The organism is Faecalibacterium sp. i25-0019-C1, assembly GCF_042854225.1.
GTDB classification, from domain to species: Bacteria; Bacillota; Clostridia; order Oscillospirales; family Ruminococcaceae; genus Faecalibacterium; species Faecalibacterium taiwanense.
Genome location: NZ_AP031428.1, coordinates 1,390,701 through 1,403,608, shown reverse-complemented (window position 1 = coordinate 1,403,608; position 12,908 = coordinate 1,390,701). Strand labels below are relative to the sequence as shown.

Annotated in this window: 12 protein-coding genes and 1 other annotated feature; of the genes, 7 read left to right on the top strand and 5 right to left on the bottom strand. The window is 54.9% G+C overall.

Going from position 1 to position 12,908, the window contains the following annotated elements:
* Positions 1–6: 6 nt before the first annotated feature.
* The 7 genes from ACGHUK_RS07020 (at position 7) to tyrS (ending at position 7,909) form a co-directional block, all read left to right on the top strand.
* Positions 7–474: a divergent PAP2 family protein gene (locus ACGHUK_RS07020; RefSeq protein ID WP_005942054.1), complete on the top strand. Its 468-nt coding sequence runs from the start codon at positions 7–9 to the stop codon at positions 472–474.
* A 68-nt stretch (positions 475–542) separates the two neighbouring features.
* The gene (gene dxs / locus ACGHUK_RS07015; RefSeq protein ID WP_154255699.1) at positions 543–2,426 is read left to right on the top strand and encodes a 1-deoxy-D-xylulose-5-phosphate synthase; all 1,884 of its coding nucleotides are present in this window, start codon (positions 543–545) and stop codon (positions 2,424–2,426) included.
* Positions 2,423–3,226 (top strand): TlyA family RNA methyltransferase, encoded by an 804-nt coding sequence (locus tag ACGHUK_RS07010; protein WP_005942058.1) that lies wholly within the window; start codon positions 2,423–2,425, stop codon positions 3,224–3,226. Before dxs ends, ACGHUK_RS07010 begins: the two co-directional genes overlap by 4 nt.
* Positions 3,227–3,264: 38 nt before the next feature.
* Positions 3,265–4,116, top strand: coding sequence for an NAD(+)/NADH kinase (locus tag ACGHUK_RS07005; protein WP_390575718.1), 852 nt, complete (start codon positions 3,265–3,267; stop codon positions 4,114–4,116).
* Positions 4,117–4,134: 18 nt separating this feature from the next.
* The gene (locus ACGHUK_RS07000; protein ID WP_005942062.1) at positions 4,135–4,617 is read left to right on the top strand and encodes an arginine repressor; all 483 of its coding nucleotides are present in this window, start codon (positions 4,135–4,137) and stop codon (positions 4,615–4,617) included.
* Between the two features lie 21 nt (positions 4,618–4,638).
* Entirely contained in the window at positions 4,639–6,303 is a 1,665-nt protein-coding gene (gene recN / locus ACGHUK_RS06995) for a DNA repair protein RecN (RefSeq protein WP_120079272.1), read from the top strand.
* A 65-nt stretch (positions 6,304–6,368) separates the two neighbouring features.
* Positions 6,369–6,624, top strand: a binding site (T-box leader).
* A gap of 64 nt (positions 6,625–6,688) precedes the next feature.
* Positions 6,689–7,909 carry a tyrosine--tRNA ligase gene (gene tyrS, locus ACGHUK_RS06990; RefSeq protein ID WP_044953690.1) on the top strand — a complete coding sequence of 407 codons (1,221 nt, stop codon included), beginning with the start codon at positions 6,689–6,691 and terminating at the stop codon, positions 7,907–7,909.
* Between the two features lie 92 nt (positions 7,910–8,001).
* Here tyrS and ACGHUK_RS06985 read toward each other — a convergent pair whose 3' ends face one another.
* The 5 genes from ACGHUK_RS06985 to asd form a co-directional block, all read right to left on the bottom strand.
* Positions 8,002–8,469, bottom strand: a complete 468-nt coding sequence (locus ACGHUK_RS06985) for an ACT domain-containing protein (RefSeq protein ID WP_097775498.1) — start codon at positions 8,467–8,469, stop codon at positions 8,002–8,004.
* A gap of 50 nt (positions 8,470–8,519) precedes the next feature.
* Entirely contained in the window at positions 8,520–9,827 is a 1,308-nt protein-coding gene (locus ACGHUK_RS06980; protein WP_390575713.1) for a CapA family protein, read from the bottom strand.
* A 54-nt stretch (positions 9,828–9,881) separates the two neighbouring features.
* A complete protein-coding gene (dapB, locus tag ACGHUK_RS06975) occupies positions 9,882–10,640 on the bottom strand; it encodes a 4-hydroxy-tetrahydrodipicolinate reductase (RefSeq protein ID WP_097775500.1) in 759 nt (252 codons plus the stop codon).
* Between the two features lie 90 nt (positions 10,641–10,730).
* Positions 10,731–11,624, bottom strand: coding sequence for a 4-hydroxy-tetrahydrodipicolinate synthase (gene dapA / locus ACGHUK_RS06970; protein ID WP_118527234.1), 894 nt, complete (start codon positions 11,622–11,624; stop codon positions 10,731–10,733).
* Positions 11,625–11,666: 42 nt separating this feature from the next.
* Complete coding sequence (gene asd / locus ACGHUK_RS06965) at positions 11,667–12,749, bottom strand: aspartate-semialdehyde dehydrogenase (RefSeq protein ID WP_005942078.1); 1,083 nt, start codon at positions 12,747–12,749, stop codon at positions 11,667–11,669.
* Positions 12,750–12,908 lie beyond the last annotated feature (159 nt).

Genomic DNA, 12,908 nt, shown 5'->3' with positions numbered 1-12,908 from the left:
AAGATTATGCAGCTTATTCAAAACATCCTGTCTTTCAATCAGATCCTTACGGTTTCACTGCTCGGCTGGCTTGTGGCGCAGGTGCTTAAAACCATCATCAATTTTATCCTGCTGGGCAAGTTCCAGTTGGAACGCATGTGGGGTGATGGCGGTATGCCCAGTGCCCACAGCGCAACGGTCTGTGCCATGGTCATTGCAACCGGACGCTGTGTGGGTGTTGACTCTGCCATTTTTGCAGTGGCAAGCGTGGTGGCAATCATTACCATGCACGATGCCATGGGCGTGCGGCATGAGACTGGCGAGCAGGCCAAGGTCCTGAACCAGATGATCGATCAGTGGATCGAAGTGAGCGAGAAGAATGCTCCTTTCCTGCAGAACATGCATCTGAAGGAGATGGTCGGCCATACGCCGTTGCAGGTCGTGGCAGGCGTACTGGTTGGCGCAGCCGTCGGCTTCCTGTATCCGCTGGCTTGAGGCATTCTTTTTTCACGCAGGAACGCACTGCAGCAACAGAAAATCTTCATTTGAAGGACGTGTGATTTATGGGAGCATTGCTGCTGGACAGCATCAATCAGCCCAGAGATTTAAAGCAACTGAATGAACAGCAGGTGAAACAGCTGTGCGCGGAGATCCGCCAGTTTCTGCTGGAGAATATTTCCAAGACGGGCGGCCATCTTGCCTCAAACCTTGGCGTGGTAGAGCTTACCGTTGCGCTGCACCGTGTTCTGGATACACCACAGGACAAAATCGTGTTTGATGTCGGTCACCAGTGCTACACACACAAGATCCTTACGGGTCGGCGCGGACAGTTTGATAAGCTGCGTCAGCTCGACGGAATCTCCGGTTTCCCGAACCCAAACGAGAGTGAACACGATGCATTCATTGCCGGGCACGGAAACACGGCGCTTTCGCTTGCGATCGGCATGGCGTGGGCCAAAAAGCTGCATCATGAAGCAGGGCTTGTGGTCGCGGTGATCGGCGATGGTGCCTTTACCGGCGGCATGGTCTACGAGGGCATGAACAACATTGAACAGCTGGACAACCTTCTTGTGATCCTGAACGACAACAAGATGTCCATTTCTAAAAATGTCGGTGCACTTGCCCGCTATCTGACTCATTTGCGCACGACCACGGCCTATTTTGATGCCAAGGATAATGTGCGCAGCTTTTTGGATGGAGTACCGCTGGTGGGCGCTCCACTGAAAAAAAATATCACCGAGTGCAAGACGCTTTTGCGTCGGGCAATGTACCACTCTACCATGTTCGAGGATATGGGCTTCCAGTACATCGGGCCGGTGGATGGCCACAACGTGGAAGAGCTAGAACGCACACTGCGCACCATCCGCAACCGGCAAGGGCCACATTTTCTGCACGTGATCACAAAAAAGGGCAAGGGCTATCAGCCGGCCGAGGTAAACCCCGGCAACTATCACGGCGTGTCGGCATTTGATCCGGATGGAATGCCTGACCCGGAGGTGGCACCAAAGGAATCGTTCTCGACGGTATTTGGCAATGCTCTTGTGACGGAAGGCGACCGGAACCCGAATATCTGCGCCATCACTGCTGCAATGAAGTATGGCACCGGCCTGCAGTTTTTTGCACACAGCCACCCGGAGCGTTTTTTTGATGTCGGTATGGCAGAGCAGCACGCTGTGACCTTTGCTGCCGGGCTTGCAAGTCAGGGCATGCTGCCGGTGGTATGCATTTATTCCACCTTCCTGCAGCGTTCCTATGACCAGATCATCCACGACGTAAATCTGCTGCGGGAAAATGTAGTTTTTGCCATCGATCGCGCCGGTTTTGTCCCAGCGGATGGCGAAACGCATCAGGGCATTTACGATCCCGCTTTCCTGAGCCAGCTTGGAATGCCGCTGTATGCGCCTTCCAATTATCAGGAACTGAATTACTGGCTGCAGCAGCTGTTGAGTGACCGCTTCCATGGCCCACGGGCAATTCGTTATCCCCGCGGTGGGCAGGATGCAGCTCTGGCGGAATTTGGCTGCACCGGCGAAGATTATGATTTCCTGCGCAAGGCGGATGATGCAACAATCGTTCTGGTGAGTTACGCCGACGAACTGGCCGACCTTTTGCAGGCAGAACGCGAATTACAGCAGAAAAGTATTGCGTGTGATGTGATGAAAGCTGTAAAGCTGTATCCCTTTACATGCAAAATGGTCGCTGATCTGTCGAAATATAAAATAATCCTGTTTGCGGAAGAATGCATTGCAAACGGAAGCATTGGTGAACATCTGGAATATGCTTTGCAGCAAAACGGATGGAATGGGCGCTTTATCCATTGTGCGGTGCGGAACGCGTGTCTTCCGCATGCCAGTGTGGCACAGATCAAACAGGCAACCGGTCTGGATGCAGCGCATCTTGTACAGGCCGTGCAGATGGCCGTGACGAAAGGAGAAAATTTACTGTGAAGATTCGATTGGACCAATATCTTGTTCAGCATGGTCTGACACAGAGCCGTGAGCGCGCAAAGGCGCTGATCATGTCCGGCATCGTTTTTGTCAATGAGCAAAAGGTGGACAAGGCCGGAGAGATGATTAAGGAAGATGCCAAGGTGGAAGTGCGCGGGCACGACATTGGCTATGTCAGCCGCGGCGGCCTGAAGCTGGAAAAAGCTATGAAGTGTTTCCCGCTTACACCAAATGGCAAGGTCTGCATGGACATTGGAGCATCTACCGGCGGCTTTACGGATTGTATGCTGCAGAACGGTGCCGTCAAGGTTTATGCGGTGGATGTCGGCTATGGACAGCTTGCATGGAGTCTGCGCACAGACGAGCGCGTAGTGAACATGGAGCGCACGAACATCCGCAATGTCAAACCGGAGGATCTTGCCGAGCAGATCGAGTTTTTCAGTGTGGATGTCTCGTTTATCTCGCTGCACCATATTTTCCCGGTGGCACAGGCAATCACAACGCCGGATGCCATGGGCGTTTGTCTGGTCAAGCCGCAGTTTGAAGCTGGACGCGAAAAGGTTGGCAAGAACGGTGTGGTGCGCGACCCTGCTACCCACCGTGAAGTGCTGCACAATGCCATGGGCTATGCTGCTGCAAACGGTTTTGCTGTACGCGGATTGGATTTCAGCCCGGTAAAGGGACCTGAGGGCAACATTGAATACCTGATGTTCGTGCAGAAGAGCGGTGAACCTTCCGTGCTGGACGACAGCGTTGCAGAGCAGGTGGTGGCGGCAAGCCACAGCACGCTGGACCGCTGAGCGGCTCTGCCATCAGACCAGAAAAAGGAGCTTCCCGCATGACGATCTATATTTCGCCGAATCCCGGCAAGACCTCTGCCAACGAGATCGCACTGCGCGCGGCGCAGATTCTAATGAACCATGGTGCAGCTGTTCTGATGTGTGAACAGCCGCGCGCAAGCTGCAGCACGGCCGGAGTGGTTTATCTGCCGCTGGAGGAATGCCTTGAGCAGGCAGATGTGATCCTGACCATTGGCGGCGACGGCACCATTCTGCATGAGGCAAATCTTTCGCTTCGGTACGCAAAGCCGATCTTGGGCATCAATCTGGGACGCTGTGGTTTTCTGGCTACCTGCGAAGTCAGCGAGATGGAAGCCAAGCTCTCCGCTGTTGCACGGGGAGAGTTCAGCGTAGACAACCGGATGCTGCTGTATGTCCGCGTTCTTGGCCACGATGGCTGGGAGGGCCACGCCCTGAATGACGTTGTGGTCACAAAGGGCCGCCTGCAGCAGGCGATCGATTTCAGCATTTACTGCGATGATATTTTAGTAGAGCACTACCGTGGGGACGGTGTGATCGTTGCAACGCCCACCGGCTCCACAGCGTATTCGCTGGCGGCGGGCGGGCCGATCCTGGATTCCCAGACGAAGGGCGTTGTTGTAACGCCTATCTGCCCGCACAGTCTGGCCAGCCCGGCCATGGTGTTTGCGCAGGAGCGCAAGCTGAATATCTGTGTGGGACAGGTGGCCGATGATGAAGTGTTTATCAGTTGCGATGGCAGAGCTGGCTGTCCGCTCAAGGCCGGCGCAACGGCTGAAGTAAGGCTCTCCGATCAGGTGGTAAAGCTGATCACCTTCGGAAAAGCAGATCAGTTCCAGGCCATTGACCAGAAGCTTCGCAGCAGACGATAAAGGGGAGGCGAGTTTACGATGGCGCGCAGCCGTAAGGAAGATGTAAAAAGCAAGGGAGAACGTCAGCAGGTGATTCTCCGGCTTGTGCAGGAACACCCGATCAGCCGGCAGGAAGTTCTGCTGGATCACCTTTCCAAAGAGGGATTTGAGGTAACACAAGCCACCGTTTCCCGCGATATCCGGGAGCTGTGTTTGGTAAAAGCTGCCACGGCAGAGGGGTATCGCTATGTCTCCAGCCGGAACGAAAGCTTCAACCCCAAAACGCAGGGAAGGTTTGAAACGATCTTTCATGAATCCGTGCTGGGGGTAGATTACGCCGGACATGTTGTGCTGGTAAAGTGCTATTCTGGCATGGCCAACGCCGCATGCGAGGTTTTTGACGCATTGCAGTGGAAAAATGTGGTCGGCACGCTTTCGGGCGACGACACGTTCCTGATCGTTGCACGGTCGGAGCGTGATGCAAAAACGATCTGCTCGGAACTGACGAGACACATTGGATAAAAATAACGCGGGAGAAAAGATATGCTGAGCAGCCTGCAAATTGAAAATGTTGCTGTGATCCAGAAGGCTGAAGTACATTTCAAGCCGGGCCTGAATGTTCTTACCGGTGAGACTGGTGCCGGCAAGTCGATCCTGATCGATTCCATCAATGCGATCCTGGGAAACCGCACTTCAAAGGATCTTGTGCGCACAGGGGCCTCCAAGGCGGTGATCCGTGCAGCCTTTGAGGAGGTGCCCGGTACGGTGCTGGACAGCCTTGAGAAGGCGGGCTACGAGCGCTCGGATGCACTGATGCTCAGCCGCGAGATCACAGCCGAGGGCAAAAGCACCTGCCGCATCAACGGAATGCCTGCAACGGCTGCGGTTCTGCGGGAGCTGTGTGGAGGACTTATCAATATCAACGGTCAGCACGACTCTGTGGGCCTTTTGAACCCGGCAAGACATCTGGGCATTCTGGATGATTATGCGCAGAACAGCGCGGAGTTTCAGGACTATTATGTCCTGTACCGGGAGCTTGTGCGTATCAAGCGGGAGCTGGATGCCATGATCACCGACGAAGCCGAAAAGCAGCGCAGGATTGATCTGTTGAGCTATCAGGTGCAGGAGATCGAGGATGCCGGACTGACCGCCGGAGAGGAACAGACGCTGGAAAGCCGCCGCAAGATCCTTGCCAATGCATCTGCCATCCGGGATAAGATCGCACAGAGCTATGCATTGCTTTCGGGCGATGACGAGGCCTCCGGCGCAGTCGATCTGCTGGGTGAGGCATCCAATGCAGTGGATGCTGCCGCGCAGCTGGATGATGCACTTGCCGGTGCATCCAGTCAGCTGCTGGATCTGTATTACAATGCAAAGGATGTTGCCGCAGATTTGATCGGTCGGCTGGATTCCTATGATACCAACGATGCGGAGCTGGACGAGATTGAGCAGCGTCTGGATCTGATCTACAAGCTCAAGCGCAAATATGGTGATACGGTAGAAGACGTGATCGCTTTTGGACAGAATGCAAGGGAAGAACTGGAGCGCATCCAGTCCTCACAGGAGCGGCATGACCACCTGCAGGCAGAAAAGCTCCGCCTTTATGCGCTGGCCCGTGAAAAGGCAGAAGCACTGACCCAGACGCGCCTGCGCGCTTTTGAAGAGCTGAACAAGCGTATTTCCGGCACGCTGGATTTTCTGAACATGCCGGGCGTGCGCATGACACTGCGCCATACCCGCGGCCCGCTGGCAAGCCATGGGCAGGACAGCATCGAGTTCTACATTTCCACAAACCCCGGTGAGGCGCCCAAACCCCTTGCAAAAATTGCTTCCGGCGGCGAGCTGAGCCGCATCACGCTGGCCATCAAAAATGCAATGGCCGATAAGGATGCCGTGCCTACTGTGATCTATGATGAGATCGACAGCGGTGTTTCTGGCAAAGCCGCCGGGCGTATTGGTGAGGTACTGCGCCAGAGCGCACAGGGCCACCAGATCTTGTGCATCACCCATACAGCCCAGATCGCTGCACTGGCGGACTGCCATCTGCTGATTCAGAAAAATGTAGCCAATGACCGCACCTATACCGAGATCCATCCGCTGGATGAGGAGGGCAGGGTGGAAGCACTGGCCCGGCTGATCTCCGGCGACCACGTTACCGAGCTTTCGCGTGCAAATGCCCGCGAAATGCTGGGTCTTGGCGCAAAATAAGCCAAAATAAGCCGCTGCAGATAAGGGGTTGACAAGCCCGAAGCATTGTGATAAAGTAGTCCTTGTTAATGGCGATGAAGGGAACAAGTACCTTGAAGTGTTCTGCCCAGAGAAACCCCGGTTGGTGTAAGGGGCCGCAGAGCCGCAGGGGAAATACCTCCCGGAGCTGCAGGCTGAATGCCGTTCAGGTTAATAGGCTGTGCCGCGTGCGAGCGTTACAAACGCAGGAGTGTCTCTCTACTCTGGGGTGTGCACTCGTGAGGTCGTTTCTGTGAGGAAGCGGCAAACAGAGGTGGTACCGCGAATTTTCTCGCCCTCTGCCAAATTCATTTTTGGCAGGGGGTGTTTTATTTTTCCCTCTGCCCACAAACAGGAGGAAAAAATCATGACTCTGTATGAAGAACTCAAGGCCCGCGGCCTGGTGGCCCAGATCACCGATGAAGAGATCATCGACCTGATCAACAATGGCAAGGCAACCTTTTACATCGGCTTTGACTGCACTGCCGACAGCCTGACCGCAGGCCACTTTATGGCCCTGACCCTGATGAAGCGCCTGCAGATGGCAGGCAACAAGCCTATTGCCCTGATCGGCGGCGGCACTACCATGATCGGCGACCCCTCCGGCCGTACCGACATGCGCAAGATGCTGACCAAAGAGGATATCGCCCACAATGCCGCATGCTTCAAAAAGCAGATGGAAAAGTTCATCGACTTCTCTGAGGGCAAGGCACTGATGCTGAACAATGCAGACTGGCTGCTGAACCTGAACTACGTGGAACTGCTGCGTGATGTGGGTGCCTGCTTCTCCGTGAACAACATGCTGCGCGCCAAGTGCTACGAGCAGCGCATGGAGAAGGGCCTGTCCTTCCTCGAGTTCAACTACATGATCATGCAGAGCTACGACTTCTACTACATGTTCCAGCACTACGGTTGCAACATGCAGTTCGGCGGCGACGACCAGTGGAGCAACATGCTGGGCGGCACCGAGCTGATCCGCCGTAAGCTGGGCAAGGACGCTTATGCTATGACCATCACCCTGCTGACCGACTCTCAGGGCAAGAAGATGGGCAAGACCGCCGGCAATGCCGTCTGGCTGGACCCCAACAAGACCAGTCCATTCGAGTTTTACCAGTACTGGCGCAATGTGGGCGATGCCGATGTGATGAAGTGCATCCGTATGCTCACCTTCCTGCCGCTGGAGCAGATCGACGAGATGAGCACATGGAAGGATCAGCGCCTGAACGAAGCTAAGGAAATTCTGGCTTACGAGCTGACCAGCATGGTCCATGGCAAAGAAGAGGCCGAAAAGGCCCAGAATGCTGCCCGCGCACTGTTCAGCGGCAGCGCAATGGATACCGAGCACATGCCTTCTACTCAGCTGACCGAGGCCGACCTGACCGATGGCTCCATCGGCATCCTGACCCTGATGGTCAAGGCTGGTCTGGCAGCATCCAACGGCGAGGCACGCCGTCTGGTCGTGCAGGGCGGTGTTCTGGTGGATGGCGAGAAGGTAGCCGCTCCCACCGTTGGCTTCACTGCTGAGCAGCTGGCAAAGGGTATTGTGATCAAGAAGGGCAAGAAGATTTACCACAAAGTCACTCTGTAAAAATATTGAACATGAAAATGCCGGTGTACTCTGTTTTGGAGTGCACCGGCATTTTTTCACTTGATGGAGGATTGCTCGCTTGCTTGCAGAATTTACAGCTCGTAAGCCTTCTTCAATGCTTCGTAAGCTGCATCCTCATTCTCTGCGTGGACCAGCAGGGAAATATCCAGATCGCTGGTGGTGATAAGCAGTACTTCAATGCCGGCCATTGCCAGAGAATTCAGTGCACGGGCAGCTACGCCGCAGCTGGTGACCATTTCTTCACCAAACAGGTTCAGCTTGGAATAACCCACGCTGATCAGCGGAGAAGCCTTGGCATCCTTGTCCAGATTTGCAACGGAAATAGCCTTCATCACCAGCGGAAGATCACTGCTGGAAGCGGTAAAGCTGAAATCGATGGTGGTGCCATGGGGTGCACTCTGGCTGATCATATCTACGACCACACCGTTATCTGCAAAGATCTGCAGGTAACGTGCGAGGCTGTTGCCCTTGAACTCTACATCCTGCACACTGATCATCATGAGGCTCGGCTCAATATTGATCTTCGATACTCCGTACATAAGGATCCTCCGTTCTGCCCGAAAGGCGGGCTTCAACAATACAAAAATATTCAGGTAAGCTGCAAAAACTCCGGGTCGATATTTTCCCGGGCAATGGACTGAATCATTTCCAGGCTGAAATCTGGATACGCCTGCCGTACTCCGTGGGCCTTTGTAAGGGCTTCGGTATAATCGCGGAACAGGTAGGTACGCACATTGGATTTGCCTGCATCATAGTGGGTCACCGTCGGCAGAAGTCTGGGAGAGAGCACGCTGCAACGGACAGTGCCGTCCGGTTCGGTCGTTTTTTCAAGCTGAACCGATAAAATTGCGCCGACCAGCTGATCGGGCTTTTCCTGCGTGCTGATAAAATTTCCCAGAGAATAGGCGGTGAATACCTTTCTGCCGTCTGCTGCAGTCAGCCACTGTGCATTTTGCAGCACATGCGGGTGGGTGCCAATGATCAAGTCTGCACCCCAGTCTGCAAGGTTCTGCGCCAGAGTTCGCTGCGGATCTGCGATGGCATGGCTGTTTTCTACGCCCCAGTGCACACCCACCACCACAAAATCTGCAAGCTGACGTGCCGCTTTTACCTGCTGCTCGATCACATCGGTCTGGCTGGTATAGATCACATTGGCCTGCATGGAGCTGTTCTGCGGGATGCCATTGGTATGCTCTGTGTAGGAAAGATATGCGATCGTTACACCATTGACAGTCTGCAGCGGGACATGACCGTAGTCGCTTTCTCCCTTCCACAAACCGATCGTTACAACATCCTCCGGCATACTGCCCCAGAAGCGCAGGGTAGCGGCAATGCCGGAAGCGCCTTTATCGTAGGTGTGGTTATTGGACAGGCTGAACACCCGCACACCCGCCCGGTAAAGCGCACGGGCGCAATCGCCCGGCGTAGAAAAGCATGGGTAGGAGGATGGCTCCAATTCATCCGTGCAGAGCGTTTCCTGATTGATCCAGTTCACATCATGCTGTGCATAAAAAGGCGCAATATGTTCGTAACAGTAATCGAAACTGTAAGCTTCCTCTCCGGAAGCGCGGCGCTGCGCCTGCTTATAAATGGGAGCGTGGATCAGATTATCTCCTGTTGCAGAAAAGCGGACAGTCTGAACCAGCGGCTGCGGTTCCGGCTCTGGCGCAGGCTCTGCTTCTTCCGGCTGTGATACAGTGGCAGAACCTGCAGAAGAGCTTTCCGTGCTCACCGGTTCTGCCGTCGGTATGCTTTCCTGCAGAAAGAACTTTGGCAGCAATGGCAGGCAGAACAGAAATACGATCAGCATCGCTCCGGCTGTCCAGAAAGCCTGCCTTCTGGCACGGCGTTTTGCAGTCGGTCTGCGCCGGTGCTGTTGCGGGGATTGTTTGCTCATCCGCGTCCACATCCTTCCACCATGTTTCTGCCAAAAGCAAAGCAATCAGGCTTTTTAAAGTGCAGCGATCATATCACCCATATTGTACAGGCCCGGCTCCTTTTTTGCAAGGTAAACTGCTGCATTCACAGCGCCGTTTGCAAAAATATTGCGGGAGTAAGCGGTGTGCTTGAGGGTGATCACCTCATCCGGACCGCAGAACAGCACTTCGTGATCACCCACGATGCTGCCACCGCGCACGGAACTGATACCAATTTCCTTCGGGTCGCGCTTCTGACGGACAGAAGAACGATCATACACATAGTGATATTCGCCATTATTCTGCTCGTTGATGGCATCAGCCAGCATCAGTGCAGTGCCGCTGGGAGCATCCAGCTTGTTGTGGTGGTGCTGCTCCACGATCTCAACATCGTAGTTCACACCCAGAATAGCCGAAGCGCGCTTGCACAGCTCCGACAGCACATTGATGCCCATGGACATATTAGCGCTCTTGAACACCGGCACCGTGCGGGATAGCTGCACCACCTTGAGCTGCAGCTCTTCCGAAAGGCCGGTGGTGCACACCACGATGGGCAGCTTGTGAGCTTCACAGTAGGGCAGAGCCTTTTCCACAGCGGCCGGAGAGCTGAAATCGATGATCACATCGCCCTTTCCGTCCAGCTTTTCCAGGCTGTCATACACAGGGATGCCGTTCTGTTCGCCATCCTTTATGTCGATGCCGGCGATCACGCGGCAGTCCTCGCGCTGTGCGATCATATCACACAGCACATGGCCCATGCGGCCGCCGATGCCCTGAATCACAATATCCGTCATAATTTTTATCCTTTCCTGCCCGTTTTGCATATCGGCATATCGCAAAATGCCCGGACAGAGCGCTCCGCCGGGCATTTTGCAGCCAAAAACTTATTCTGTAATAAGACCCTCTGCACGCAGAGCCTTTTCAATATACTCCTTGTGTGCCTCGCTCGGCTCTACCAGAGGCAGACGGCACTCGCCGGCCTCCCAGCCCAGCACATTCATGGCGTACTTCACCGGAATGGGGTTCACTTCACAGAACAAAGCGTCTGCCAGCGGCAGCATTTCCAGCTGCAGCTCACGGGCCTTTGCGGTATCGCCGTCAAAGAATGCCTTGCAGCAGTTGTGCACCAGCTCCGGCTTGACATTGGACACGACGCTGATGACACCCTTGCCGCCCAGAGCCAGCAGGGGAACCACCTGATCGTCGTTGCCGGAATAAATGTTCAGCTCGTCGCCGCACAGCTGTGCGATCTTGGCTACCTGAGAGATGTTGCCGGAAGCTTCCTTGATGCCGTTGATCAGAGGATGCTTGCTCAGTTCCAGAGCAGTCTCCGGGGCAATGTTCAGGCCGGTGCGGGAAGGCACGTTGTACATGATCACCGGGATGCCTCCGGCCTCAGCCATGGCGGTAAAGTGAGCAACCAGACCAGCCTGCGTGGTCTTGTTGTAATAGGGAGTCACCATCAGCAGAGCGTCTGCGCCGCATTCGGCAGACTTTGCGGCCAGTGCGCAGCCGTGGTCGGTATCGTTGGAGCCGGCACCGGCAATGACGGGCACACGATGGTTTACAACATCCACCGTATACTTGATGGCGGCAAGCTGCTCCTCATCGGTCATAGTAGAGCACTCGCCGGTGGTGCCGCAGATGATGATGGCATCGGTATGGTGCGCGATCTGATCCTCAATAATGCGGCCCAGCTCGTCAAAGTTGATGCTTCCGTCCTCGTACATCGGGGTGATAATGGCAACACCCGCGCCGGTAAAGACAGGATTCTTCATAGCCTAAAAACTCCTTTGTATGCGCTTTTGCGCAAAATATACTTAGTCGAAATAGCCCTTTGCGGCCAGCAGCTCTGCCAGCAGAACGCCGCCGCCTGCAGCACCGCGCAGGGTGTTGTGGCTCATGCAGGCAAACTTGTAATCAAACAGGGTGTCCTCGCGCAGGCGGCCGATGCACACAGCCATGCCGTTCTCGGTGTTGCGGTCCAGCTTGGGCTGCGGACGATCCGGCTCGGTGAAGTAATGCAGGAACTGCTTGGGTGCGCTGGGCAGGTCAAGCTCCTGTGCGGGGCCGCGGAAGTTTGCCCATGCCTCCAAAATCTGCTCCTTGGTGGGCTTCTTCTCAAAGCTTACAAACACGGCAGCGGTGTGGCCGTCGGAGACAGGCACGCGGAAGCACTGGGCGGTGATCACCGGCTTTTCGGCGTTCACGATATGGTCGCCCTCAATGTGGCCCCACAGCTTGAGCGGCTCGCGCTCGCTCTTTTCTTCCTCGCCGCCGATGTAGGGGATCACGTTGTCCACGATCTCGGGCATACGGTCAAAGGTCTTACCTGCACCGGAAATAGCCTGATAGGTGCACACCAAAGCCTTGCTGACACCAAAATCCTTCATCAACGGGTGCAGGGCGGGAACATAGCTCTGCAGGCTGCAGTTGGACTTGACGGCAATAAAGCCGCGCTTGGTGCCCAGACGCTTGCGCTGTGCGGGGATGATCTCGATGTGGTCGGCGTTGATCTCGGGCACCACCATGGGCACATCCGGGGTAAAGCGGTTTGCACTGTTGTTGGACACCACCGGGCACTCAGCCTTTGCATAGGCCTCTTCCAGAGCCTTGATCTCATCCTTGGGCATGTTGACTGCACAGAAGATAAAATCCACCTGAGAAGCAACCTCTTCCACCTTGGATGCATCCAAAACTACCATCTTCTTGACACTTTCCGGCATGGGGGAGGTCATGGCCCAGCGGGGACCGACAGCTTCCTCATAGGTCTTGCCGGCGCTGCGGCCGGATGCGGCCAGAACGGTCAGCTTGAACCAGGGGTGATTTTCCAGCAGCGTCACAAAACGCTGACCGACCATACCAGTCGCACCTACGATACCCACTTTATACTGTTTTTCCATTTCCAGCACCTTTCCTTTCGTGAAAGCGAACTCAATAAATATTTCTATTACATAGATTCACGGCTTGCAAACCGGACAGCGATGCAATATAATAGATACTGTTTATACAGATTTTATGATATCATTGATACGGTGTCCGTGTCAATCATCGGAAAGGCA